Origin of the sequence: Salmonella sp. 741265073_HBA (assembly GCF_046569105.1) — a bacterium.
Classification (GTDB): Bacteria; Pseudomonadota; Gammaproteobacteria; order Enterobacterales; family Enterobacteriaceae; genus Salmonella; species Salmonella enterica.
Genome location: NZ_JBKFRY010000007.1, coordinates 130,412 through 156,407 on the forward strand (window position 1 = coordinate 130,412; position 25,996 = coordinate 156,407).

General features: G+C 54.4%; 22 protein-coding genes. 4 read left to right on the forward strand and 18 right to left on the reverse strand.

Translation table 11 applies throughout. The annotated features are described in order from the left end of the window. Positions 1-42 precede the first annotated feature (42 nt). From ftsA to leuO, 18 genes are all read right to left on the reverse strand, one after another. On the reverse strand, positions 43-1,305 hold the full coding sequence (gene ftsA / locus ACLD3P_RS12005; protein WP_000588463.1) for a cell division protein FtsA: 1,263 nt from the start codon (positions 1,303-1,305) through the stop codon (positions 43-45). Further along, positions 1,302-2,132 carry a cell division protein FtsQ gene (ftsQ, locus tag ACLD3P_RS12010; RefSeq protein WP_000075728.1) on the reverse strand — a complete coding sequence of 277 codons (831 nt, stop codon included), beginning with the start codon at positions 2,130-2,132 and terminating at the stop codon, positions 1,302-1,304. Before ftsQ ends, ftsA begins: the two co-directional genes overlap by 4 nt. A gap of 1 nt (position 2,133) precedes the next feature. Continuing rightward, positions 2,134-3,054 (reverse strand): D-alanine--D-alanine ligase, encoded by a 921-nt coding sequence (locus ACLD3P_RS12015; RefSeq protein WP_000763895.1) that lies wholly within the window; start codon positions 3,052-3,054, stop codon positions 2,134-2,136. Next, positions 3,047-4,522, reverse strand: a complete 1,476-nt coding sequence (gene murC, locus ACLD3P_RS12020; protein WP_001096071.1) for a UDP-N-acetylmuramate--L-alanine ligase — start codon at positions 4,520-4,522, stop codon at positions 3,047-3,049. Before murC ends, ACLD3P_RS12015 begins: the two co-directional genes overlap by 8 nt. Positions 4,523-4,640: 118 nt before the next feature. Continuing rightward, complete coding sequence (gene murG, locus ACLD3P_RS12025) at positions 4,641-5,708, reverse strand: undecaprenyldiphospho-muramoylpentapeptide beta-N-acetylglucosaminyltransferase (RefSeq protein WP_023241679.1); 1,068 nt, start codon at positions 5,706-5,708, stop codon at positions 4,641-4,643. Continuing rightward, positions 5,705-6,949 carry a cell division protein FtsW gene (gene ftsW / locus ACLD3P_RS12030; RefSeq protein ID WP_001239803.1) on the reverse strand — a complete coding sequence of 415 codons (1,245 nt, stop codon included), beginning with the start codon at positions 6,947-6,949 and terminating at the stop codon, positions 5,705-5,707. Before ftsW ends, murG begins: the two co-directional genes overlap by 4 nt. Further along, a complete protein-coding gene (gene murD / locus ACLD3P_RS12035; protein WP_000796443.1) occupies positions 6,949-8,265 on the reverse strand; it encodes a UDP-N-acetylmuramoyl-L-alanine--D-glutamate ligase in 1,317 nt (438 codons plus the stop codon). Before murD ends, ftsW begins: the two co-directional genes overlap by 1 nt. Positions 8,266-8,267: 2 nt before the next feature. After that, positions 8,268-9,350 (reverse strand): phospho-N-acetylmuramoyl-pentapeptide-transferase, encoded by a 1,083-nt coding sequence (gene mraY, locus ACLD3P_RS12040; protein ID WP_000964138.1) that lies wholly within the window; start codon positions 9,348-9,350, stop codon positions 8,268-8,270. Then, the gene (murF, locus tag ACLD3P_RS12045; protein ID WP_131046602.1) at positions 9,344-10,702 is read right to left on the reverse strand and encodes a UDP-N-acetylmuramoyl-tripeptide--D-alanyl-D-alanine ligase; all 1,359 of its coding nucleotides are present in this window, start codon (positions 10,700-10,702) and stop codon (positions 9,344-9,346) included. Before murF ends, mraY begins: the two co-directional genes overlap by 7 nt. Next, the gene (gene murE / locus ACLD3P_RS12050) at positions 10,699-12,186 is read right to left on the reverse strand and encodes a UDP-N-acetylmuramoyl-L-alanyl-D-glutamate--2,6-diaminopimelate ligase (protein ID WP_001726862.1); all 1,488 of its coding nucleotides are present in this window, start codon (positions 12,184-12,186) and stop codon (positions 10,699-10,701) included. The genes murF and murE overlap by 4 nt, the downstream gene beginning before the upstream one ends. Further along, a complete protein-coding gene (gene ftsI / locus ACLD3P_RS12055; RefSeq protein WP_000642235.1) occupies positions 12,173-13,939 on the reverse strand; it encodes a peptidoglycan glycosyltransferase FtsI in 1,767 nt (588 codons plus the stop codon). Before ftsI ends, murE begins: the two co-directional genes overlap by 14 nt. 15 nt (positions 13,940-13,954) lie before the next feature. Beyond that, positions 13,955-14,320 (reverse strand): cell division protein FtsL, encoded by a 366-nt coding sequence (gene ftsL / locus ACLD3P_RS12060; RefSeq protein WP_000625651.1) that lies wholly within the window; start codon positions 14,318-14,320, stop codon positions 13,955-13,957. Further along, a complete protein-coding gene (rsmH, locus tag ACLD3P_RS12065; RefSeq protein ID WP_000970444.1) occupies positions 14,317-15,258 on the reverse strand; it encodes a 16S rRNA (cytosine(1402)-N(4))-methyltransferase RsmH in 942 nt (313 codons plus the stop codon). The genes ftsL and rsmH overlap by 4 nt, the downstream gene beginning before the upstream one ends. A gap of 1 nt (position 15,259) precedes the next feature. Further along, positions 15,260-15,718 (reverse strand): division/cell wall cluster transcriptional repressor MraZ, encoded by a 459-nt coding sequence (mraZ, locus tag ACLD3P_RS12070; protein ID WP_000488294.1) that lies wholly within the window; start codon positions 15,716-15,718, stop codon positions 15,260-15,262. Between the two features lie 605 nt (positions 15,719-16,323). Further along, a complete protein-coding gene (gene cra / locus ACLD3P_RS12075) occupies positions 16,324-17,328 on the reverse strand; it encodes a catabolite repressor/activator (protein WP_000762407.1) in 1,005 nt (334 codons plus the stop codon). Between the two features lie 283 nt (positions 17,329-17,611). Further along, a complete protein-coding gene (gene ilvN, locus ACLD3P_RS12080) occupies positions 17,612-18,103 on the reverse strand; it encodes an acetolactate synthase small subunit (RefSeq protein WP_001563086.1) in 492 nt (163 codons plus the stop codon). Between the two features lie 2 nt (positions 18,104-18,105). Further along, positions 18,106-19,830, reverse strand: coding sequence for an acetolactate synthase 3 large subunit (gene ilvI, locus ACLD3P_RS12085; RefSeq protein WP_411006448.1), 1,725 nt, complete (start codon positions 19,828-19,830; stop codon positions 18,106-18,108). 321 nt (positions 19,831-20,151) lie between these two features. After that, the gene (leuO, locus tag ACLD3P_RS12090) at positions 20,152-21,096 is read right to left on the reverse strand and encodes a transcriptional regulator LeuO (protein ID WP_024797379.1); all 945 of its coding nucleotides are present in this window, start codon (positions 21,094-21,096) and stop codon (positions 20,152-20,154) included. A 656-nt stretch (positions 21,097-21,752) separates the two neighbouring features. Between leuO and leuL the strand changes: the two genes are divergently transcribed. From leuL to leuC, 4 genes are all read left to right on the forward strand, one after another. Then, positions 21,753-21,839 carry a leu operon leader peptide gene (gene leuL / locus ACLD3P_RS12095; protein ID WP_001575587.1) on the forward strand — a complete coding sequence of 29 codons (87 nt, stop codon included), beginning with the start codon at positions 21,753-21,755 and terminating at the stop codon, positions 21,837-21,839. Between the two features lie 86 nt (positions 21,840-21,925). After that, a complete protein-coding gene (gene leuA, locus ACLD3P_RS12100; protein WP_000082819.1) occupies positions 21,926-23,497 on the forward strand; it encodes a 2-isopropylmalate synthase in 1,572 nt (523 codons plus the stop codon). Continuing rightward, entirely contained in the window at positions 23,497-24,588 is a 1,092-nt protein-coding gene (gene leuB, locus ACLD3P_RS12105; RefSeq protein WP_131046604.1) for a 3-isopropylmalate dehydrogenase, read from the forward strand. Before leuA ends, leuB begins: the two co-directional genes overlap by 1 nt. Before the next feature lie 2 nt (positions 24,589-24,590). After that, on the forward strand, positions 24,591-25,991 hold the full coding sequence (gene leuC / locus ACLD3P_RS12110; protein WP_001140632.1) for a 3-isopropylmalate dehydratase large subunit: 1,401 nt from the start codon (positions 24,591-24,593) through the stop codon (positions 25,989-25,991). Positions 25,992-25,996: the final 5 nt, after the last annotated feature.

A 25,996-nucleotide genomic window follows, 5' to 3' on the forward strand; every position in this document is an offset into this window, starting at 1 on the left:
GCCTGTCGCCTGAGGCCGTAATATCTGGCGGCCTCATAAAAATTAAAACTCTTTTCGCAGCCAGCTATTAAGTCGCTTGATCCACGAGCCAACTGATGCCGTAACACGTTTTTCCACTTCTGCTTCACCGTTTAAGTGGGACTCTTTCCCGTAGTGAAGCAATCCCACCGCCGTTGAGTAATACGGCTCCTGGGCATAATCCGTCAGACCGGTAATATTCAGCGGCGCGCCGATACGCACCTGCGTATGAAACACGCGCTGAGCGCAAGCAGCAAGCCCTTCGATTTGCGCCGCGCCGCCGGTTAACACAATCCCCGCCGCCAGGTGATGTTTTACCCCTTGTTGGCGAAGCTGTTCCTGTAATTGCAATATCTCTTCGTTGACCAGATTGAGCAGCTCGGTGTAACGCGGCTCAATCACTTCCGCCAGCGTCTGACGTTGCAGGCTGCGCGGCGGACGCCCGCCTACGCTCGGTACTTCAACGCTTTCGTCTTTACCGACGATGGAACCCAGCGCGCAACCGTGGCGGACTTTAATGGCTTCAGCATCGCTCGGCGGCGTACCAAAGGCATAAGCGATATCGCTGGTCACCACGTTCCCCGCGTAAGGGATCACTTTGGTATGACGCAGCGCGCCGCCAGTATAAACGGCGATATCCATTGTACCACCGCCGATATCCACGACACAGACGCCCAGTTCACGTTCATCTTCCGTTAACACGGAATAACTGGCCGCCAGTCCGGCAAATATCAGTTGGTCAACTTTCAAACCACAACGTTCAACAGCTTTGACAATGTTTTTTGCCATATCGTTGTGGCAGGTAATCAAATGTACTTTCGCCTGCATACGCACGCCGGAAAGACCGACCGGATTTTTAATGCCTTCCTGGTAGTCAATGGCGTACTCCTGAGGAATCACATGCAGCACGCGATGTTCATCGCGCACGCGCACTGACTTCGCAGTATGCACGACGTTTTCCACATCTTCTTGCGTCACTTCCTCTTCGGAAATGGGTACCATACCAATTTCATTCTGACAGCTAATATGTTTGCCGGAAAGCGCCAGATATACCGAGGAGATCTGGCAATCGGCCATCAATTCCGCCTGGTCAATGGCGCGCTGAACGCATTTCACCACTGACTCAAGGTCATTCACCCCGCCTTTATCCATACCCCGCGATGGGCAACTGCCCACGCCAATGATATTGACCATACCGTCGGGCAGAACTTCCCCTACTAAAGCGGCAACCTTCGCGGTGCCAATCTCCAGTCCTACTACCAGTTTTCTGTCCGTCGCCTTGATCATTGTTGTTCTGCCTGTGCCTGATTCTGTTGCTGATTAGATTCCTCAGGGGGGAGCGGCGCCCAGCCAACTGCCGCACCTGAGTCATAACGCAAATCAACGTAGCTAATCCGTTTGCCATCGGTTTGCGCCTGCTGCTGTAAAACCGGATAGAGTTCTACAAAGCGAGCCAACCTTTTCATCGTATCGCCCCTGCCGAGATTGAGCTTAATGCCGTTATTAAGCGTCAATTGCCAGGAGCGACGTGCGGTCATCGCCGCTTCCTTTAGAGTGAATTTATCCTTAGCCAGCACCTGCCCCATCTCGCGGTATCCCTGCAACACTTCACTCGCGCTGCCTTCCGGGCCATACAACATGGGTAAAACCTGTTTGCCGATGCGGTCTGACGGCACGCTGAAGGTGTTCCCTTCAGCATCGACCATATGTTGATCATTCCAACGCGCAATCGGCACATATTCAACCAGATGAATCTTCAATTCATCAGGCCACTGTTTTCTGACGCTGGCCTGTTTAATCCACGGCAAACGCTCAATCTGGCTCTGGATAATGTTCACATCCTGCGTCATGAAGGTTCCCGGCGCGCCCAGAGCCAGTATCGCCTGACGGATATCATCGTTACGCGTGTAGTGACGCTCGCCGGTTAATACCAGCTTTGATAACGGTAAACGCTGCGCATCTTCCATCCACCCTAACACGACCCACCCGCTAACAAACACGGTGCACAGCACCGTCAGCAGGAACAGTATTCCTGCAAGACGCGTTCCATTGTTACGGCGTGAAGAAGGCGTCTCTTCATCACTGTTTCGCGTGTTCAGCGCAGCCTGCGACATATCAGTCCGCCAACTCCAGAATTCGTACCACTAACTGCGAGAAGCTCATTCCCGCCTGACGCGCCGCCATCGGCACCAGACTATGGCTGGTCATCCCCGGAGAAGTATTGGCTTCCAGCAGATAAAACTGACCATCGCTGTCCAGCATGACGTCAATACGCCCCCATCCCGTGCAGCCTAAAGCTTTCCATGCCTGCAGGACGAGAGACTGTAGCGCGGCTTCCTGGGACGCTTCTAAACCGGCAGGGCAGAAATACTGAGTCTCATCAGAGAGATACTTCGCCTCATAATCATAGAAGGTTCCTGCCGGTTGGATACGAATTGACGGTAAAATTTCTTCGCCAACTATCGCCACCGTAAATTCCGGACCGCACAGCCATTTCTCAATCAGTATTTCGTCATCATGCTGAAAAGCCAATGATAACGCACCCTGTAAAGCATTTTCTTCTACTACTTTCGTCATACCGACGCTGGAGCCTTCACGGCTGGGTTTGACAATTAGCGGTAAACCCAGCGCCGAAATTCGCGCTTTTTGTTCTTCGCTAAGGCCTTTTTCAAACTCAGCGCGCGTCAGCGCGACCCACGGCGCAACCGGTAAGCCTGCGCCCTGCCACAGCAATTTACTGCGCAGTTTATCCATTGAAAGCGCCGAGGCCATCACACCGCTGCCGGTATAAGGCAGGCCGAGCAGTTCAAGCATTCCCTGTAAGGTGCCATCTTCACCGCCGCGGCCATGCAACGCAATAAAGACCTTCTGAAAGCCCATTGCTTTAAGCTGCGCGACATCGACCTCTTGCGGATCGACGGGATGCGCATCAATGCCGCCTTCACGTAACCCGGCCAACACTGCCGCGCCGGAATTTAACGAAACGTCCCGCTCCGCAGAGGTTCCGCCCAACAGGACCGCGATTTTATCAGCCATGTTGTTCTTCCTCCTGGATTTGCGGCTTCAGCTTGATTTCAGATAAGTAACGCGCAATTTTGCCAACATTTCCTGCGCCTTGCACTAATATCAAGTCGTTACCCGTCAGCACCGGCGCTAACATTGTCGCAACCTGAGCCGGATCGGAAACCAGAATCGGGTCAATTTTTCCCCGATTACGAATCGTGCGACATAAAGAGCGGCTATCCGCGCCCGGAATCGGCGCTTCGCCCGCCGGGTAAACGTCCAGCATCAGCAGCGCATCAACCTGGGTCAGCACATTGGCGAAATCGTCATACAGATCGCGCGTGCGCGTGTAACGGTGCGGCTGAAACAGCATCACCAGTTTTTTATCCGGCCACCCTGCTCGCGCAGCTTTAATGGTGGCGTCTACTTCAGTCGGATGATGGCCATAATCATCCACCAGCATCGCTGTCCCGGCTTTACCATTCACCGGCTCAAGCGGGAACTCGCCGAGGAAGTCAAAACGACGCCCGGTCCCCTGGAAGCTTTCCAGCGCGCGCAGGATAGCATCATCGTCGATGCCTTCTTCGGTCGCTACCGCCACTGCCGCGGCGGCATTCAGGGCATTGTGGCGACCCGGCGCATTCAACGTGACATGCAGATCCGGCATTCCCTGGCGCAACAGCGTAAAGTGCCCCTGCGGCCCTATCTGCTGATAATCTTCTACGCGGACGTCAGCATCCTCGCTAAAGCCATACGTCGTGGTCTGACGCCCCACCCGCGGCAGCAACTCGCGGATGACCGGATCGTCGACGCACATTACCGCGCGACCGTAGAACGGCAGGTTATGCAGGAAGTTAATAAACGTCTGCTTTAAATTTTCAAAGTCGCCATGATAGGTATCCATATGGTCGGCTTCGATGTTGGTGACGATCGCGACCATCGGCTGCAAATGCAGGAAGGATGCGTCGCTCTCATCTGCCTCGGCAATCAGGTAACGACTATGGCCCAGACGCGCATGAACGCCTGCGGCTTTCACCAGACCGCCATTCACAAAAGTCGGGTCCAGCCCCGCTTCGGCATAAATACTGGACACCATCGCGGTCGTTGTGGTTTTTCCGTGCGTCCCGGCAATGGCGATGCCGTGGCGAAAACGCATCAGTTCCGCCAGCATTTCCGCACGGCGAATAACCGGAATACGCGCTTCATGCGCCGCGACAATTTCCGGGTTATCCGCGGAAATTGCGCTGGAAACGACGACCACGCTGGCATCACGCACATTTTCCGGACGATGGTTAAAGAAAATCGTCGCCCCCAGGCTCGTCAACTGCTGGGTCACCGGATTCGGCGCTAAATCGGAACCACTGATCTGATACCCTTCATTGGCCAGAACTTCGGCAATACCGCCCATACCAGCACCACCGATGCCGACAAAGTGAATGTGCCGAACGCGACGCATTTCGGGCACGATGGAACGCAGTTTTGCCAGTTGTTGTGTATTCATTCTTTACGCCATTAACTCCAATACCCGCCATACTTCAAATTGCAGATGCGTTGGCTTGCCTGCAACCCAAATTATTGAGGGTAGAAAAACCCTGCGATGCAAAAGGCACCGCCACAAATTATGTCCGGGCAACCCGGCTGACTTCACTGGCGACGCGCTCGGTAGCATCCGGAATGGATACCGCGCGGGCACGCTCCGCCATGGTTAACAACGCCTCGCGCGACCACCCCGCCAGGGTGTCGGCGACAGCCTCTACAGTAAACTGCGGCTGCTCAAAAATCTTAGCTGCGCCGGCGTTTTCTAACGGTAGCGCATTCCAGTACTGCTGCCTGTCTTTATGCTGAAACGGCACGAATATCGCCGGTAATCCGGCGGCGGCGATCTCGCTCACCGTTAAAGCGCCGGAACGACATACCACCACATCCGCCCACGCATAGGCGGCGGCCATGTCATCGATAAATTCCGTTACCTTATGTTGCGGTTGTCCCGCCCCGGCATATGCCTGCTCTACCGTGAGCTGCGCGCCTTTTCCGCTTTGATGCCAGATTGTAACCGTATCGCCCAGTCTGGCGGCAACCTGCGGCATCGTCTGGTTCAGGACTCGCGCCCCCTGAGAACCGCCGACCACCAACACGCGAATCGGGCCGTCACGACCGGCCAGACGCTCCTGCGGCAACGGCAACGCCAGTACGTCGGTACGCACCGGGTTACCCACCACTTCCGCGTTCGGAAACGCACCGGGAAACGCCTGCATCACCGTGGTCGCGATTTTGGCCAGCCACTGATTGGTTAGCCCGGCGATACCGTTTTGCTCATGCAAGACGACCGGAATACCCAATGACCAGGCGGCAAGACCGCCGGGGCCGGAAACATAACCGCCCATTCCCAGCACGACATCCGGCTTAAACCGCTTCATGATCGCCCGCGCCTGCCGCCAGGCGTTAAAAATCCGCAACGGCGCCGCCAGAAGCGCTTTTACGCCTTTACCGCGCAGACCGGAGATCCGAATAAAGTCAATATCGATGCCATGCTTCGGCACTAAATCCGCTTCCATACGATCGGCGGTACCCAGCCAGCGAACCTGCCAGCCCTGGGCCATTAAATGATGCGCAACGGCCAGTCCCGGGAACACGTGCCCGCCGGTACCGCCCGCCATCACCATTAACCGCTTCGGTTGACCACTCATCGAGAACCTCGTGTAAACGCCTGCGCTTTTTCCAGACGCGTTTCATAATCAATACGTAATAAAAACATAATGGCCGTCGACATAATCAGCAGACTCGACCCGCCATAACTGATGAGCGGCAGCGTAAGACCTTTGGTCGGCAGCATCCCCGCGGCCGCGCCAACGTTTACCAGCGCCTGGAAACTAAACCAGATACCGATAGAACACGCTAAAAATCCGGAAAAACGGTGGTCAATCTCCAATGCCTTACGGCCAATCGACATCGCGCGAAAAGCGACGAAGAATACCATTAAAAGCGCCAATACCACACCGATATAACCCAGTTCTTCCCCAATAATGGCGAAGATGAAATCGGTGTGCGCCTCCGGCAAATACTCCAGTTTCTGCACCGAATTCCCCAGCCCTTGCCCCCATATCTCACCGCGCCCAAAAGCCATCAGCGACTGCGTCAGCTGATAACCGCTGCCGAACGGATCTTCCCAGGGGTTCCAGAACGAGGTAACGCGGCGAATACGATACGGTTCGGCGAGGATTAACAGAATCACCGCCGAGATGCCCATCCCGATAATGGCGATGAACTGCCATAATTTCGCCCCGGCGAGAAACAGCATCGCCAGCGTGGTGACAAACAGTACGACCACCGTCCCGAGGTCAGGCTGCGCCAGCAGTAACACCGCCAGCACCAGAATCACGCCCATTGGTTTTAAAAAGCCGCGCAGGTTATTTCGCACCTCATCAACCTTACGCACCAGATAGTTCGCGAGGTAGCAGAACAGCGACAGCTTGGTAAACTCCGCAGGCTGAATACGCAGCGGCCCCAGCGCAATCCAGCGCGACGCCCCGTTGACCGAGCTCCCGACGACCAGCACGATAAGCAGCATAATGATCGACGCTATCAGCATCGTCGTGCTGTATTTTTGCCAGAAGGTCATGGGCAAACGTAGCGTGACCATCGCCAGACAAAATGCCAGGAAGATATAGAGCGCATCACGTTTGGCAAACAAAAACGGATCGTTCGCCAGGCGCTGCCCGACTGGCATGGAGGCCGACGTCACCATGACAAAACCAATCGCCGCCAGCCCGAAGGTCAGCCATAGCAGCGTGCGGTCATACATGATCAGACTGTCGGCGTCTTTATCGCGCGAAGCCATCACCCAGCCTTTAAGCGCCGCAAACAGCCAGGCCAGGAGGCCAAAGCCTGGTACGCGCGGCATTCTCAGACGGGGGAGAGATAAACGCATCAACCTAACTCCTTCGCCAGACGGGTAAAGACATCGCCCCGTTGCTCAAAATTTTTAAACTGATCGAGGCTGGCGCAGGCGGGCGACAACAGCACCATATCACCCGGCTGAACGCGCGGCGCCAGCAAACGCATCGCCTCTTCCATCGTCTCAGTCTGTTGGGCGATTTCCGGACGCAGTGCGGCAAGCTGCGCGCCATCGCGCCCAAAGCAATACAGGCGGATACGATCGCCGGTCAGATAGCGCGCCAGCGGAGAAAAGTCTGCCGACTTACCGTCGCCGCCCAGCAGCAGATGTAGCGTACCGTCCACATGCAAACCGTTTAGCGCCGCTTCGGTACTGCCGACGTTGGTCGCTTTCGAGTCGTTGATCCAACGTACGCCGTTATGCTCCAACGCCAGCTGGAAGCGATGCGCCAGACCGGTAAATGTCGTCAACGCCTTCAAACTGCTGGCGCGCGGCAGACCTACGGCATCCGCCAGCGCCAGCGCCGCTAACGCATTGGTATAGTTATGCTGCCCGGAAAGCTTCATCTCTTTCACGTTCAGCACCTTCTCGCCTTTGACTCGCAGCCAGGTTTCGCCCTGCTGACGATTAAGGTGATAATCACCCATATTGACGCCAAAGCTGACGCAGCGCTCATCGGCCCCGCGAACCGGCATCGTCAACGCGTCATCGGCATTCACTACGCACACTTTCGCCTTCTCGTAGACGCGCAGTTTCGCCGCCCGGTACTGTTGCAAACCAAACGGATACCGGTCCATATGATCTTCAGTGACGTTGAGCACCGTTGCTGCCGCCGCTTGCAAACTTGACGTGGTTTCCAGTTGGAAACTGGATAATTCCAGCACGTACAATTCGCGATCGGCATCCAGCAGCATCAGCGCCGGAAGACCGATATTGCCGCCAACGCCGACATTGACGCCCGCCGCTTTCGCCATCTCGCCCACTAAGGTGGTCACGGTGCTTTTGCCGTTCGAGCCGGTGATGGCCACAATCGGCGCTTGCGCTTCGCGGCAAAACAGTTCGATATCGCCGACAATTTCCACTCCAGCGCTGGCGGCAGCGCTAAGAGAGGGATGTGCCAGGGCGATGCCAGGGCTGGCGACGATTAAATCCGCCGCTAAGAGCCACTCGTCGTTCAGGCCGCCAACGTGACGCTCAACCTCTTGCGGCAGCTTATCCAGACCCGGCGGCGTCACGCGAGTATCCATCACCCGCGGCGTGACGCCGCGGGCAAGGAAAAAGTCCACGCAAGAGAGTCCGGTTAAGCCCAGACCAATAATGACGACGTTTTTGTCCTGGTAATCAGCCATGATTAACGTACCTTCAGCGTTGCCAGGCCAATCAGCACCAGCATCAGCGAAATAATCCAGAAGCGCACAATTACGCGCGGTTCCGGCCAGCCTTTCAGTTCATAGTGGTGATGGATAGGCGCCATACGGAAAATACGCTGTCCGCGTAGTTTAAAGGAGCCCACCTGCAGGATGACCGACAGAGTTTCCACCACAAAGACTCCGCCCATGATCACCAGCAGGAACTCCTGACGCAGCAGCACGGCGATAATGCCCAACGCGCCGCCCAACGCCAGCGATCCGACGTCGCCCATAAAAACCTGCGCCGGATAGGTGTTAAACCACAAGAATCCTAATCCCGCGCCGACAATCGCCGTACAGACAATCACCAGCTCCCCCGCATGGCGTAAATACGGAATATGCAGGTAATTGGCGAAGTTCATGTTCCCGGTCGCCCAGGCCACCAGCGCAAAGCCGGCGGCAACGAAAACAGTCGGCATAATCGCCAGACCATCAAGCCCGTCGGTCAGGTTCACGGCGTTACCCGTACCGACGATGACAAAGTAGGACAGCAGAATGTAAAACAGCCCCAATTGCGGCATAACATCTTTAAAGAACGGCACCACCAGTTGGGTCGCGGGCGTGTCTTTCCCGACGAGATAAAGCGCAAAGGCCACGCCGAGCGCGATAACCGACATCCAGAAATATTTCCAGCGCGCAATCAGCCCTTTGGTATCTTTCCGCACCACTTTGCGATAGTCATCGACAAAACCGATAATGCCGTAGCCAATCAATACCACCAGCACGCACCAGACATACGGGTTAGACGGGTAAGCCCATAACAGAACGGAAATCACAATCGCCGTCAGGATCATGATGCCGCCCATCGTCGGCGTACCGCGTTTACTGAAATGCGATTCCGGGCCATCGTTACGTACCACCTGGCCAAAAGAGAGTTTTTGCAGACGAGCGATCATACGCGGGCCCATCCATAAAGAGATGAACAGCGCGGTCAACAGGCTGACGATGGCGCGAAACGTCAGATAAGAAAAGACGTTAAAGCCGGAATAATATTTGACCAAATGCTCGGCCAGCCAAACTAACATGAACCTTTCTCCTGTAACGCATGAACCACATCTTCCATCGCGGCGCTGCGTGATCCTTTCACTAAAATAGTCATCATTGGTTGCTCCTGAAGCAGAGCGTGTAAACGCGCAATGAGCGCGGCTTTATCGGCAAAATGTTCGCCGACGCCGCTGGCGTGGCTGATAGCCTGACTGAGTTTTCCGGTGCTTAACACGCGATCAATACCCGCCGCTTTTGCGGCCTCGCCAACCTGGAGGTGGCACGCTTCGCTTTCTGCGCCCAGCTCGGCCATATCGCCTACCACCAGCACGCGGTAGCCGGGCATTTCAGAAAGGACCTGCACTGCGGCGGTCATCGAACCGACGTTGGCGTTATAAGCATCATCGAGTACCAGTTGGTTTTCACTTAGCTGAATCGGGAACAGACGCCCGGGTACAGCTTTTAACGCCGCCAGCCCTGCTTTAACCGCCGTCAGCGTCGCCCCCACCGCCATTGATAAAGCAGCGGCTGCCAGCGCGTTAGCAATATTGTGCCGCCCCGGCAACGGCAGCAGCACATCAATGCTGCCCATCGGGGTTTGCAGGGTAAATTCGGTACCGTGTGACGTCACGTGGATATTCGCAGCGGTAAAGTCGCTGTTTGCCGCATTCGGCGAAAAACGCCACACCTGACGATCGCCAATAATGCTTTGCCAGTTCAGCCAGTCATTATTATCGGCATTCATAATCGCGATACCGTTCTCAGGCAAACCGGTATAGATTTCGCCTTTCGCTTTCGCCACGCCAGCCAACGAGCCGAAGCCTTCCAGATGCGCCGCCGCCAGGTTATTGACCAGCGCCGCTTCCGGGCGTGTCAGGCTAACGGTCCAGGCGATTTCTCCCTGGTGGTTAGCGCCTAACTCGATTACCGCATAGTCATAATCATGGTTTAAGCGCAGCAGCGTTATCGGAACGCCGATGTCGTTGTTAAAATTGCCTGCGGTATACAGAGTGTTTCCGCACTGGCTAAGAATCGCGGCGGTCATCTCTTTGACCGAAGTTTTGCCGGACGAACCGGTTAACGCCACCACCCGCGCCGGTACCTGCATACGTACCCAGGCGGCCAGTTGGCCAAATGCCTGACGCGTGTCTTTTACAATCACCTGCGGAAGATCGATATCCAGAAGACGACTGACCAGCAGGGCGCCAGCGCCGTTCGCTTTTGCTTTATCAGCAAAATCATGCGCATCAAAGCGTTCCCCTTTCAGCGCCACGAACAGGCATCCCGGCGTCACTTTCCGTGTGTCGGTAATGACCGTATCGAGCGTGAGATCCGCCCCGCGGTGTTCGGCGCTAAGGACATCGGCAATTTTGCTGAGCGTTACGCTAATCATGCGATCACCCCCAGCAAACGCGCTGCGGTCACGCGGTCTGAATAATCAAGACGCTGCGTGCCGACAATCTGGTAATCCTCGTGCCCTTTACCTGCAATCAGCACGACGTCATTGTCTTTTGCCTGCATAATGGCATTGGTTACCGCCTCAGCGCGGCCTTCCATTACCCTGACCTGCCCGGCGTCCAGCATTCCGGCCAGAATATCGTTGATAATGGCGCGCGGCTCCTCGGTACGCGGGTTATCGTCAGTCACCACGACGATATCCGCGAATTCTTCGGCAATGGCCCCCATGAGTGGGCGCTTACCTTTGTCACGATCCCCGCCACAGCCAAAGACGCACCACAATTTTCCGGCGCAGTGCAGGCGCGCCGCCTGCAACGCTTTTTCCAGCGCATCCGGCGTGTGCGCGTAATCCACCACCACCGTCGGTTTGCCTGGCGCAGTGAACACTTCCATACGCCCGCAAACCGGCTGCAAACGCGCGGCGGTTTTCAGCAAATCCGTTAACGGATAGCCCAGTGCCAGTAGCGTCGCCAATGCCAGCAGTAAGTTGCTGACGTTAAACGCGCCCATCAGGCGGCTTTCGATTTCGCCTTCACCCCAGCTTGAAGCAAAACGAATCGTCGCTCCGCGGTCGTGGTACTCCACCGCCTCCGCTTTCAGCCAACGACCATGACAGTTAGGGTTGATATGCCCTTCCATTGATACCGCGACCGCATCGGGTAGCGACGCCAGCCAGCGGCGTCCAACTTCATCATCGGCGTTGACGATTGCCTGACCGTGATGGTGGGTGGAATAAAGCATCCATTTTGCCGCCTCGTAATGCGCCATATCGCCATGATAGTCGAGATGGTCGCGGCTCAAATTAGTAAACACGGAGGCGGCAAATTTCAGCGCCGCCACGCGATGCTGCACCAGGCCGTGAGAAGAGACTTCCATCGCGCCGAAGGTCGCGCCCTGCGCAACCAGACTGGCCAGCACATGCTGAACATCCACAGCGGAACCGGTTGTGTTCTCCGTCGGGATCACTTTACCCAACAGTCCGTTGCCTACCGTTCCCATCACTGCGCTGGTTTCGCCGAGCAACTGGCTCCACTGCGCCAGTAGTTGAGTAGTGGTGGTCTTGCCATTGGTGCCGGTCACCGCCACCAGACGCATGTTTTCAGATGGCTCATGGTAAAAGCGGCCCGCCAGCGCAGATAAACGCTCATTGAGCTGGCTGAGATAGACGACCGGTACGCCGTGCATTTCGCGAATCTCACCGTCGGCCGCCTCGTCTTTCGCCTCTGCAATAATGGCAGCTACGCCTTGCGCTATCGCCTGCGGGATATATCGACGCCCGTCCGCCTGATGACCCACTACTGCCACAAAGAGATCGCCCGCCGCAGCCACACGGCTGTCGAGCGTCATCTCTCGCAGTTCTCGCGCGGGTAGTCCAGCCACCCACGGAGCAAGAAGGTCGCGCAAATTACGATCTGCCACCTGTTCCCTCGCCTTGATTAATTACGAATTCATTTTTTTCGCCCGTTGCCAGCGCGTCTGGTTCGATGTTCATGGTGCGCAGAACGCCGCCCATGATGGCACCAAATACCGGCGCGGAAACGGCCCCGCCGTAGTATTTACCCGCCTGCGGATCGTTGATGACAACCACCAGCGCGAAGCGCGGCTGACTCGCAGGCGCGACGCCTGCGGTGTAAGCAATGTATTTGTTGATGTAGCGACCGTCCGGCCCCACTTTTTTCGCCGTACCGGTTTTAATCGCGATACGATAGCCTTTAATCGCTGCCTTCACGCCGCCGCCGCCCGGCAGCGCTACGCTTTCCATCATATGCACCACGGTGCGTACGGTGGATTCAGGGAAGATGCGTTCGCCGGGTACAGGCGGATCAACTTTGGTAATCGACAGCGGGCGATAAATGCCATAGCTGCCGATCGTTGCATAGACTCGCGCTAATTGTAACGGCGTTACCATTAGCCCGTAGCCGAAAGAGAAGGTGGCCCTCTCTATGTCGGACCACCGTTGTTTTTGAGGATATAAGCCACTGCGTTCTCCGACCAACCCCAAATTGGTCGCCTTTCCTAGCCCAAAACGTGAGTAAGTATCTACTAACGCTGAGGACGGCATCGCTAACGCCAGTTTGGATACGCCGACGTTACTCGACTTCTGCAGAACCCCGGTCAGGGTTAATTCGCTGTAGCGCGCCACGTCTTTAATTTCGTGGCCGTTAATTCGGTATGGAACGGTATTCAACACCGTATTTTCATTGACGATACCGCGCTGAAGCGCAGTCATCACCACCATCGGCTTAACCGTAGAACCCGGTTCAAACACGTCGGTGATGGTACGGTTACGCATCGCGTCTTTCGGCGTACCGGCAAGGTTGTTGGGGTTATAGGAAGGGCTATTCGCCATCGCCAGTACTTCACCGGTATTGACATCGACCAGCACCGCGCTACCGGATTCCGCCTTGTTAAACGCCACCGCGTTGTTCAGTTCGCGGTAAACCAGCGCCTGTAAGCGTTCATCAATGCTTAACGCCAGGTTGTGCGCTGCCTGACTGTCAGTGGAGGAGATATCCTCAATCACGCGACCATAGCGGTCTTTACGCACGATTCGCTCGCCAGGCTGACCGGTAAGCCACTTATCAAAGCTCTTTTCAACGCCTTCAATCCCCTGACTGTCGACGTTGGTAAAACCGATGAGGTGAGCGGTTACTTCTCCTGACGGGTAGTAGCGGCGGGACTCTTCACGCAAATGAATGCCCGGCAGTTTGAGTTTTTTGATGTAGTCCGCCATGTCAGGATTTACCTGGCGCGCCAGATAAATAAAACGCCCTTTCGGGTTGGCGTTGATACGGGCAGAGAGCTGATCGAGCGGAATATTGAGCGCAGTAGAAAGCGCTTTCCAGCGATCGCCGACGCTGATGCCGCCGGCGTCATGAACTTCTTTCGGGTCGGCCCAGATCGCCTTAACCGGTACGCTGACCGCCAGTGGACGCCCGGAACGGTCGGTAATCATACCGCGTGAGGTGGAGACTTCCTGAACACGCAGCGAACGCATATCGCCCTGACGCACCAGCATATCCGGGGCGATAATCTGTAGCCACGCCGCGCGTCCAAGTAAAAAAACCAGCGCCAGTAAAATACAGCCGCATAGCAACGCAAAACGCCAACTGATGAAGTTGGTCTGTTCTTCCTGGCGTTTCGATTTTTGCGTTTTTGCCGCTGCTTTCATGCGTCGCGTTTATCCTTATTTTTGCACTACGATATTTTCTTGGGACGGGTCAACATGCTGCATTTGCAGCTTTTCCGTTGCGATCCGCTCCACCCGGCTGTGATCGCCGAGCGCATTTTCTTCAAGGATCAGGTTGCGCCATTCAATGTCCAATGCATCGCGCTCCAGAACCAGTTGTTCACGCTGCGCGGTGAGTAAACGAGTATGGTGCGCCGTCGTGACCACCGTCACCGCCGTTAAAATGATGCAAATGAACAAGCAGAGTGGCAGCTTCCCGAACCGCAAAAGATCGTCACCGATCACGCCAGGCAAGGCATGGCGCTCGTTGCTTCCTATCGATCCCTTCACTTTGCTTAGGGCTTCTGTCACTCTGCTGATCATGCGTTCGTCCTCTCTGCGATACGCAGAACTGAACTACGGGCCCGAGGATTTTCAGCTACCTCTTTTTCACCCGGCATCAACTTGCCTAACGCTCGTAACTCACGACCGCCCAGTTTTTTGAGCTGCGCTTCCGTCATCGGTAATCCCGCCGGTACCTGCGGACCGCGGCTTTGCTCACGCATAAAGCGTTTCACAATACGGTCTTCCAGCGAGTGGAAACTGATGATTGAAAGCCGCCCGCCTGGGGCCAGTACGCTGAGCGAGCTTTTTAGCGCCTGCTCTATCTCCTCCAGTTCACTGTTTACCCAGATGCGCACCGCCTGGAAGGTACGGGTCGCGGGATGTTTGAATTTGTCTTTTACCGGGGTCGCCGCCGCAACCACTTCCGCCAGCTCTTTGGTGCGGGTCATCGGCTGTTCGCGATTGCGCTCAACAATGGCGCGAGCAATACGTTTGGCAAAACGCTCCTCGCCGAATGTTTTCAGCACCCAGGCGATATCCGCCTCCTCCGCCGTTTGTAACCACTCGGCGGCAGACTGGCCGCGCGTCGGGTCCATTCGCATATCCAGCGGACCGTCGCGCATAAATGAAAAACCGCGCTCCGCATCGTCAAGCTGCGGAGAAGAGACGCCAAGATCGAGAAGGATCCCGTCAATCTTGCCGGTAAGCTCGCGCTCGGCTACATAATCAGCCAGCGCGGAAAAAGGTCCATGAATGATGGAGAAGCGAGGATCATTAATGGTCTGCGCAACGGCGATCGCCTGCGGATCGCGATCGATCGCCAGCAAGCGCCCCTCTTCGCCCAGTTGCGAGAGGATCAGGCGCGAGTGGCCGCCGCGACCAAATGTGCCATCAATATAGATACCATCCGGACGAATATTCAGCCCATTAACGGCTTCATCCAACAGTACCGTAGTGTGTTTAAAATTTTCCATCATCTTATAGAGACAAGTCCTGCAGCCGCTCCGATAACGTTTCGGTAGCTGACTGTTCAGCGTCGATATCTTCCTTGACCTGTTGATACCAGGTCGTTTCATCCCACAGCTCAAATTTGTTGAACTGTCCAACCAGCATCACTTCTTTCGTCAGTCCGGCATGTTGCCGCAGAACTGGCGCGATCAGTAATCGACCTGCACCATCCATCTGACATTCGCTGGCATGGCCCAACAGTAAACGCTGTACGCGACGTTCTACCGGGTTCATGCTCGACAGACGAGATAACTTTTGCTCAATAATTTCCCATTCAGGCAGGGGGTAAAGCAGCAGGCATGGGTGATGGATGTCAATGGTACATACCATTTGACCGGTAGCGCTCTCGATCAGTTGCTCCCGATAACGGGTCGGCACGGTCAAGCGCCCTTTACTGTCGAGATTGACTAACGTTGCCCCCCGGAACATGCCAGTCTCACCCCTTCTTACCACTTTATCCCACAAATTCCCACTCGAAGGAGTTTACGGAGCGGAGGAAAAGCTTGTCAAGCAAGTCACAACGCTTACCTAAGTAAAAAAGCCAATGTTTACGGCGAATATCTGCGTTGATTAATTTCCGTCCAGCGCGCAAGCCAAATTAACGTTATGAATATTTGTAAGAAAAAAACCAAAGACCCACCGCCGTTTAAAACGGACTCAATATAATCCGAGAAAAATATAAAGTGTCAGTTTGCGACGCGAGCGGCATTTTAGGACATATTGCACCGTGTTAACAGTGCCTGTTTAACGTGTGCAGCGCCTGCTATACCAGCGCCTACGAGCGACTGTCGCGCCAAAGACAAAAAGTGGCTGTTAATTCGACGATTTCTTGCCTGCTTGTAACAAAACAAGACAAAGGAAAAGACTCGTTACGTCTTAATTAGTGGAATATGGACGATTTCGGACAAAAGAAAGGTAATAAAAAAGAATTCTCGGATAATTTTAAGGAATAATCTTAATTATTTAAGGGATATTTTTACTGATACGCATTTGTTTGACGGCGGCAGAAGAGAGAATCTTTTACCGCCGGTCCTTTAGCTACGGCTCAGAATGCCGCGACGATACAGGTTTCGCCGAATACGCGTTAAGCCGGGTTTCGGTTTACGCGGTTCATCAAGACTTGCCAGCACAATCTCCAGCACGCGTTCCGCGACATCACGATGACGCTGCGCCACCGCCAGTACCGGGCATTGCAGAAAATCCAGCAGCTCATGATCGCCGAAGGTCGCAATCGCTAAATCCGAAGGCAGTTTTCCATCGCGCCGCAGCGTAACGTCCATCACGCCCTGTAATAGCGCGAACGATGTCGTAAAGAGCGCCTGCGGCATAGGATGCGTTTCCAGCCATTTCTCAAACAACTGCGCGGCGGCTTCGCGCTCATAGCTGTTGGCATATAAGAAACTCACCTCCCGCGGATCGTCCTTCCATGCGGTGCGGAACCCCTGCTCGCGCAGGAAACTGACGGACAACTCCGGCAGCGCGCCCAAATAAAGCACCGTTTCCGCCGGGAATTTACGCAGCTCTTCCGCCAACATCTCGGCATCATCCTGATCGGCGCCGACCACGCTGGTGAAATGTTCGCGATCCAGCGCGCGGTCGAGCGCGACGATGGGGAACGGATCGTTGGCCCAGCGCTGATAGAAGGGATGCTCCGGCGGTAACGAAGTTGAAACAATGATTGCATCCACCTGGCGTTGCAAAAGGTGCTCAATGCAGCGCATTTCGTTATCCGGCTGATCTTCAGAACAGGCGATCAGCAGTTGGTAGCCACGCTGGCGTGCCTGGCGCTCAAGATAGTTTGCGATACGGGTGTAGCTCGTGTTTTCAAGGTCCGGGATCACCAGACCAATGGAACGTGTGCGTCCAGCACGCAGCCCGGCAGCCACAGCGTTAGGATGGTAATTGTGCTCACGCACTACCGCCATGACTTTTTCTACGGTTTTGTCGCTCACGCGGTATTGCTTTGCTTTACCGTTTATAACGTAGCTTGCAGTTGTGCGCGAGACACCGGCCAGCCGAGCGATTTCATCCAGTTTCACAATTGCCCCTTGTGTAAATTGTACAAACCATAACCTTTATGTCGGCATGGGTTAAAATCGTTAACATCTAAGCGCAGTTTGATCACTCCGGCAACCGCTTTTATTCCGGGTTACCACGGATTTCGCAAAAAAAAGCCCAACCGGTGATATTGGGTTGGGCGATAATTCCTGTTGGCTGATATCCGGCAAACCTGCCTGATGGCGCTACGCTTATCGGACCTGGGCCAGATATCAGCCTGCAGGCCGGATAAAACGCAAGCGCGTCGTCATCCGGCAAATCTGCTCAGCGCATAATCTTATCGCCGCGCGAAAGCCCGACGACGCCTGAACGCGCCACTTCAACAATTTTCGCCACGTCGCGCAGCGAGGCCAGAAAAGCATCCAGTTTATCGCTGGTGCCCGCCAGTTGAACGGTATACAGCGTTGGCGTAACGTCAATAATCTGACCACGGAAAATTTCCGTATTACGCTTCACCTCTTCCCGTCCGTAGCCGCTGGCCTGGATTTTCACCAGCATGATTTCCCGCTCAACGTGCGCTCCCTGTCCCAGCTCGCTGACGCGCAGCACATCAACCAGCTTGTGCAGTTGCTTTTCAATTTGCTCAAGCACTTTTTCATCGCCTACCGTCTGGATAGTCATGCGCGACAACGTCGGATCGTCTGTCGGCGCGACGGTCAGGCTTTCAATATTATATCCGCGTTGCGAAAAGAGGCCGATAACCCGCGATAACGCCCCAGATTCGTTTTCCAGTAATACCGATAAAATCCGGCGCATCATCAGGTCCTCTCCGTTTTGCTTAACCACATTTCGTCCATCCCGCCCCCGCGAATCTGCATCGGATAGACATGCTCGCTGCCATCAACGGTGACATCGACGAACACCAGTCGGTTATTACGCACATGCTCAAGGGCTTCGCTGAGTTTACTTTCCAGCTCATCCGGACGGTTAATCTGCAGCCCGACATGGCCATATGCTTCCGCCAGGCGCACAAAATCCGGTAACGACTGCATATAAGACTGAGAATGGCGACCGGAATAGATCATATCCTGCCACTGTTTCACCATCCCCAGATAACGGTTGTTCAGGTTCAGAACCAGTACCGGCAGTTCATACTGTAAGGCTGTCGACAGCTCCTGAATGTTCATCTGTATACTGCCATCGCCGGTCACGCAGACCACCATTTCTTTCGGCAGGGCCATTTTAACGCCCAGCGCAGCCGGTAGGCCAAAACCCATCGTGCCGAGCCCGCCGGAATTAATCCAGCGACGTGGTTTATCGAACGGGTAATAGAGAGCGGCAAACATCTGATGTTGTCCTACATCGGACGTCACGTAAGCGTCGCCCTTCGTCAGACGCCAGAGGGTTTCAATCACCGCCTGGGGTTTAATGCTTTCGCTTTCCGCGTCATATTTCAGGCACTGACGGGCGCGCCAGCTATCTATCTGCTGCCACCAGTCGCGAATATCATCCTGCGGCTGAGACGGCGCATCCTGCGCCAGTAGCTCCAGCATTTGTTCCAGTACCAGGCGGGCATCGCCCACCACCGGGATATCAGCGTTAACCGTTTTGGATATGGACGTCGGGTCAATGTCGATGTGTAATACCGTCGCGTTCGGACAATATTTAGCGAGATTATTCGTCGTGCGGTCGTCAAATCGTACGCCAACAGCGAAAATCACGTCGGCGTTATGCATGGTCATATTGGCTTCATAAGTGCCATGCATTCCCAGCATTCCTAACGACTGGCGATGAGTAGCAGGAAACGCGCCCAGTCCCATTAATGAAGAGACCACCGGCAGGTTAAAGGTTTCAATGATGTGGCGCAGCGGCGCATAGCTGGCCGCGCTTATCGCCCCTCCCCCAACGTAGACCACCGGCTTTTTTGCCGACGCCAGCGTTTGCAAAGCACGCTTAATTTGTCCTTTATGTCCTGATGTTGTGGGATTGTAAGAGCGCATACTGACCGTTTCCGGCCAGACATACGGCATTTTTTTCGCCGGATTCAAAATATCTTTCGGTAAATCCACGACCACCGGCCCAGGACGTCCGCTTGCCGCCAGCCAGAAGGCCTTTTTAAGCACCTGGGGAATATCTTCCGTCTGTTTGACCAGGAAGCTATGTTTGACCACCGGTCGGGAAATCCCCACCATGTCGCACTCCTGAAAGGCATCATAGCCAATCAATGAGGTGGCGACCTGGCCGGAAAGAATCACCAGCGGAATGGAATCCATATAGGCCGTAGCAATCCCGGTAATCGCATTGGTCGCTCCCGGTCCGGAAGTCACCAGCACCACGCCAACGTCGCCAGTGGCTCGCGCCAGGCCATCCGCCATATGCACCGCGGCCTGCTCATGACGCACCAGCACATGATCGATCCCTCCAACGGTATGTAGCGCATCATAAATATCAAGCACTGCGCCTCCAGGATAGCCGAACACCTGCTTTACGCCTTGATCGATAAGCGATCGGACGACCATCTCGGCTCCAGACAACATCTCCACGGCTTGCCTCCACTTTATACCTGTCATCACGGTTTGACGGACACCTTAACCGCTCGCTATCACGCCTGGCAATTGGGTGGAATGACGTAAAGATGGGGAAGGTTAGAATAATCAGGAGGCAAGAAGAGAAGAAATGGAGAAATACTCCGTCTGAATCACACCAGGTAATAAATAATCGCTTATAAATGCAGACTTACAGCAATTCATCTATTTTTCACAGCGACGAAAAGAATCGCTCACCGTTAAATCAGCATAAAATTTTTGATATACGCTAAAAAGCAGAATAAACCAGAATTTGTTTCTGATTTATTCTGCCCGGTTTTATCGCTTACAAACAGAAACTAATAAATCTTCCATCCATTGGTGCCCTTTATCACGCCCAGCCGCTTCATGCCAGGAAAGGTAGCATGTCCGACTATTCAGTTTTAAAGGCAACGGCAATATTTGCAGCTCCAGCGACTCCGCAAACTCTTCCACCAGCCAGCGCGGGGCAATAGCGACCAAATGCGTCTGCGAGACCACATTCAGAACGCTGATAAGCGCCATGCCCTGATAAGCCACGCTTGACTGTTTATCCGACGTGTCATACCACGGCTGGCTAAATGACGCATAACGATCGAGAGAAACAACCGCATGTTGTTCATTATAAACATCGCCTTCCAGTAGCGGGCCGCTAATACGTGGGTGTTTTCGGCTGGCCACTAAAACCATTTCATCTTTAAATAGCGGTACGCTGGTAAACTCAGGACGACGGAATTCTTCATAACTAATAACGAACTCGGTTTCCTGATAGCGTAGCTGATGCTCAGTATTCTGATTCAACGACGCTTTAAAAACGACATGAATATTTGGCGCAATTTGTTCTACACGATTATAAATCTGTGACGTCAGGATATTATCCAGCGGACTGCACACGCAAAGATTGAATACACGTTCGCTGCTGGTCGGCTCAAACCCCGATCCCGGCAATTCATTTTGCACCAATTGCAACGCCTGACGGACTGAACCAAATAACTGAAATGCACGGGCAGTCGGCTGAATTCCTCGTCCATATCGAACAAAAAGTTCGTCATTAAACATAACCTTCAGACGCGCTACGGCGTTACTGACCGCAGGCTGCGACATTCCCAGCGTGTGGGCGGCGCGCGTAATATTCTGCTCTTGCATTACCGCATCGAACACGGTCAATAGGTTCAAATCAACCATGCGAAGCTGTGGTTTGCCCATATCTAAAAGATGCGGCTTTTCGGTTTTGACCTCTGGCATATTTAACTCCACTGTCACGCTTAACTCCCTTTTTCTGGCTGAAGGCAGAAATAATTCCTGAAAATATGATTTACCATGCATATAAAATAAGAAAAAGGGAAAGCGTTAAAATTCGGAAAACATAAAGACGCTGACAGAGACAAATAGAATGCCAGCGCAAACGTAATGTGTCCTGAGTCACACCATTGCGATTCATAATGTTTAAATTACGCAAGCAATATAACCATAACTATGGCGAATACACAATCATACACCAAGTGAATGATCATTTAAGTTTCAATTAAATGTTTATATTATTAATGGCTAAAAAGTTAACATTAATTTATCAATAACTTTATCCTTATCCATTAAGTAAACAAGGTTATTTGTTAAAATATAAAATAAATCAAAAAGATAAACCAAACCTTTAGCATACCTTTAACAGGCCACTGCCCTAACCAATTTGCAAACAAAAATGCCTAAATATTTCAAACAATGAAAAGTATGAATGTCCACTCGTTCTTTTATCCTTTATTGGACGCGCAGCCCAGCACAATTAGCTAAAGTACGTATCCGGATATCGTCAACAAAATGCAATGGCGACAGAAAATAGAGTTGACATTAAACGGCATATCCAGTACCACTAAAAGCATAACGCATTCGCTGGAGCTGAATTAATGTCACATATCGTTCGTTTCACTGGGCTACTACTACTCAACGCATTTATTGTGCGCGGTAGACCGGTGGGCGGCATTCAACATTAAGTCAGCTCGAAGTCAAACAAAACCCGCGCCGTTGCGCGGGTTTTTTTATGCCTGACGCAAGGCGCCCTGGAGACAAGGACCACATCATGAGCCAGCAAGTCATTATTTTTGATACGACCTTACGCGACGGCGAACAAGCGTTACAGGCCAGCCTGAGCGCGAAAGAGAAGCTGCAGATTGCCCTGGCCCTTGAGCGCATGGGTGTTGATGTCATGGAAGTAGGCTTCCCGGTCTCTTCTCCGGGTGATTTTGAATCCGTCCAAACCATCGCCCGCACCATCAAAAACAGCCGCGTTTGCGCCCTGGCACGTTGTGTAGAAAAAGACATCGACGTCGCGGCACAGGCGCTGAAGGTCGCCGACGCGTTTCGCATCCATACTTTTATCGCCACCTCGCCAATGCACATCGCCACCAAGCTGCGCAGCACGCTGGATGAGGTCATCGAACGCGCGGTATACATGGTTAAGCGGGCGCGTAATTACACTGATGACGTGGAGTTCTCCTGCGAAGATGCTGGCCGGACGCCTGTTGACGATCTGGCGCGCGTGGTGGAAGCCGCTATAAACGCCGGCGCGAGAACCATTAATATTCCCGATACCGTGGGCTATACCATGCCGTTTGAGTTCGCGGGAATCATTTCCGGCCTGTATGAACGTGTCCCCAATATCGACAAAGCTATCATCTCCGTTCATACCCACGACGATTTAGGGATAGCAGTAGGTAACTCGCTGGCGGCAGTACATGCGGGCGCGCGTCAGGTTGAAGGCGCGATGAACGGTATCGGAGAACGTGCCGGTAACTGCGCACTGGAAGAAGTGATCATGGCGATTAAAGTGCGCAAAGACATCATGAACGTACACACCAACATCAATCACCACGAAATCTGGCGCACCAGCCAGACCGTCAGCCAGATCTGTAACATGCCGATCCCGGCCAACAAAGCGATTGTCGGCAGCGGCGCTTTCGCCCACTCTTCCGGCATCCACCAGGATGGCGTCCTCAAGAACCGCGAAAACTATGAAATCATGACGCCAGAGTCCATCGGTCTGAACCAGATACAGCTGAACCTGACCTCCCGCTCTGGCCGTGCCGCCGTGAAACATCGCATGGAAGAGATGGGTTACAAGGACACAGACTACAACATGGACCACCTGTACGACGCGTTCCTGAAGCTGGCGGACAAAAAAGGCCAGGTGTTCGACTATGACCTGGAAGCGCTGGCGTTTATTAATAAACAGCAAGAAGAACCAGAGCATTTCCGTCTGGATTACTTCAGCGTGCAGTCCGGCTCCAGCGATATCGCCACCGCTTCCGTGAAGCTGGCCTGTGGTGAAGAGATCAAGGCCGAGGCGGCGAACGGCAACGGCCCGGTCGACGCCATCTATCAGGCGATTAACCGCATCACTGGCTACGACGTTGAGTTGGTTAAATACGACCTGAACGCCAAAGGCCAGGGCAAAGACGCGCTGGGTCAGGTCGATATCGTCGTGAACCATCATGGTCGCCGCTTCCACGGCGTCGGGCTGGCGACGGATATCGTCGAATCCTCCGCCAAAGCGATGGTGCACGTACTGAACAATATCTGGCGCGCAGCCGAAGTTGAAAAAGAATTGCAACGCAAAGCTCAAAATAAAGAGAACAACAAGGAAACCGTGTAATGTCGAAGAACTATCATATTGCCGTACTGCCGGGCGACGGTATCGGCCCGGAAGTCATGGCGCAAGCCCTGAAAGTTATGGATGCGGTACGCAGCCGTTTTGATATGCGTATCACCACCAGCCGCTATGACGTCGGCGGTATTGCTATCGACAATCATGGTCATCCACTGCCGAAAGCCACCGTTGAAGGGTGCGAGCAGGCGGATGCCATTCTGTTTGGCTCCGTCGGCGGCCCGAAATGGGAAAATTTGCCCCCGGAAAGCCAGCCAGAGCGCGGCGCCCTGCTGCCGCTGCGCAAACATTTCAAATTATTCAGTAATCTGCGTCCGGCGAAACTGTATCAGGGACTGGAAGCATTTTGCCCGTTGCGCGCCGATATCGCCGCTAACGGTTTCGATATCCTGTGCGTGCGCGAGCTGACCGGCGGGATCTATTTCGGACAGCCAAAAGGCCGCGAAGGCAACGGTCAGTACGAAAAAGCCTTTGATACCGAAGTTTATCACCGCTTTGAGATCGAGCGCATTGCCCGTATCGCCTTTGAATCGGCGCGTAAACGCCGCCGTAAAGTCACCTCTATTGATAAAGCCAACGTACTGCAAAGCTCTATCCTGTGGCGTGAGATCGTCAATGATGTCGCGAAAACGTATCCCGATGTGGAACTCGCGCACATGTATATCGATAACGCCACCATGCAGTTGATTAAAGACCCGTCGCAGTTTGACGTACTGCTGTGCTCTAACCTGTTCGGCGACATTCTGTCCGACGAATGCGCGATGATCACCGGCTCAATGGGGATGTTGCCCTCCGCCAGCCTGAACGAGCAAGGGTTTGGCCTGTATGAACCGGCTGGCGGCTCCGCGCCGGATATCGCCGGGAAAAATATCGCCAATCCAATTGCGCAGATCCTGTCGCTGGCGCTGCTGCTGCGCTACAGCCTGGATGCCAACGATGCGGCAACGGCCATTGAACAGGCGATCAATCGCGCATTAGAAGAGGGCGTTCGCACCGGCGATTTAGCCAGGGGCGCTGCCGCAGTCAGTACCGATGAGATGGGCGATATTATCGCCCGCTATGTCGCAGAAGGGGTGTAATCATGGCCAAAACATTATACGAAAAATTATTTGATGCCCACGTGGTCTTTGAGGCGCCAAACGAAACGCCGCTGCTGTACATCGACCGCCACCTGGTGCATGAAGTCACCTCACCGCAGGCGTTTGATGGTCTGCGCGCGCACCATCGTCCGGTACGTCAGCCAGGGAAAACCTTCGCCACGATGGATCACAACGTCTCGACGCAGACTAAAGACATTAATGCCTCCGGTGAAATGGCGCGTATCCAGATGCAGGAACTGATTAAGAACTGTAACGAGTTCGGCGTCGAGCTGTATGACCTGAATCACCCATATCAGGGCATCGTCCATGTGATGGGGCCGGAACAGGGCGTCACCCTGCCGGGCATGACCATCGTCTGCGGCGACTCCCACACCGCCACCCACGGCGCGTTTGGCGCGCTGGCCTTCGGCATCGGCACTTCTGAGGTAGAACATGTACTGGCGACGCAAACCCTGAAACAGGGGCGCGCTAAAACCATGAAGATTGAAGTCACGGGCAACGCCGCGCCGGGCATTACCGCCAAAGACATCGTGCTGGCGATCATCGGTAAAACCGGCAGCGCCGGCGGCACCGGACACGTGGTGGAATTTTGCGGCGACGCGATCCGCGCGCTGAGTATGGAAGGCCGCATGACGCTGTGCAATATGGCGATTGAGATGGGCGCCAAAGCCGGTCTGGTCGCCCCGGATGAAACCACTTTCAACTACGTAAAAGGGCGTTTGCACGCGCCGAAGGGCCGCGATTTTGACGAAGCCGTCGAGTACTGGAAAACGCTGAAAACCGATGACGGCGCGACCTTTGATACTGTCGTCACCCTGCGAGCAGAAGAGATCGCGCCGCAGGTGACCTGGGGCACGAATCCGGGCCAGGTGATTTCCGTCACCGACATCATCCCCGATCCCGCCTCCTTTAGCGATCCGGTTGAACGCGCCAGCGCCGAAAAAGCGCTGGCTTATATGGGCTTACAGCCGGGCGTACCGTTAACGGACGTTGCTATTGATAAAGTCTTTATCGGCTCTTGTACCAATTCGCGTATTGAAGATTTGCGCGCGGCGGCGGAAGTCGCCAAAGGGCGCAAAGTTGCGCCTGGCGTGCAGGCGCTGGTGGTGCCGGGTTCAGGTCCGGTGAAAGCGCAGGCAGAAGCGGAAGGTCTGGACAAGATCTTTATCGAAGCAGGATTTGAATGGCGCTTACCGGGCTGTTCCATGTGCCTGGCCATGAATAATGACCGCCTGAACCCGGGCGAGCGCTGCGCATCCACCAGCAACCGTAACTTTGAAGGCCGTCAGGGCCGCGGGGGTCGCACGCATTTAGTCAGCCCGGCGATGGCCGCCGCCGCCGCCGTTACCGGCCACTTCGCCGACATTCGCAGCATCAAATAAGGAAA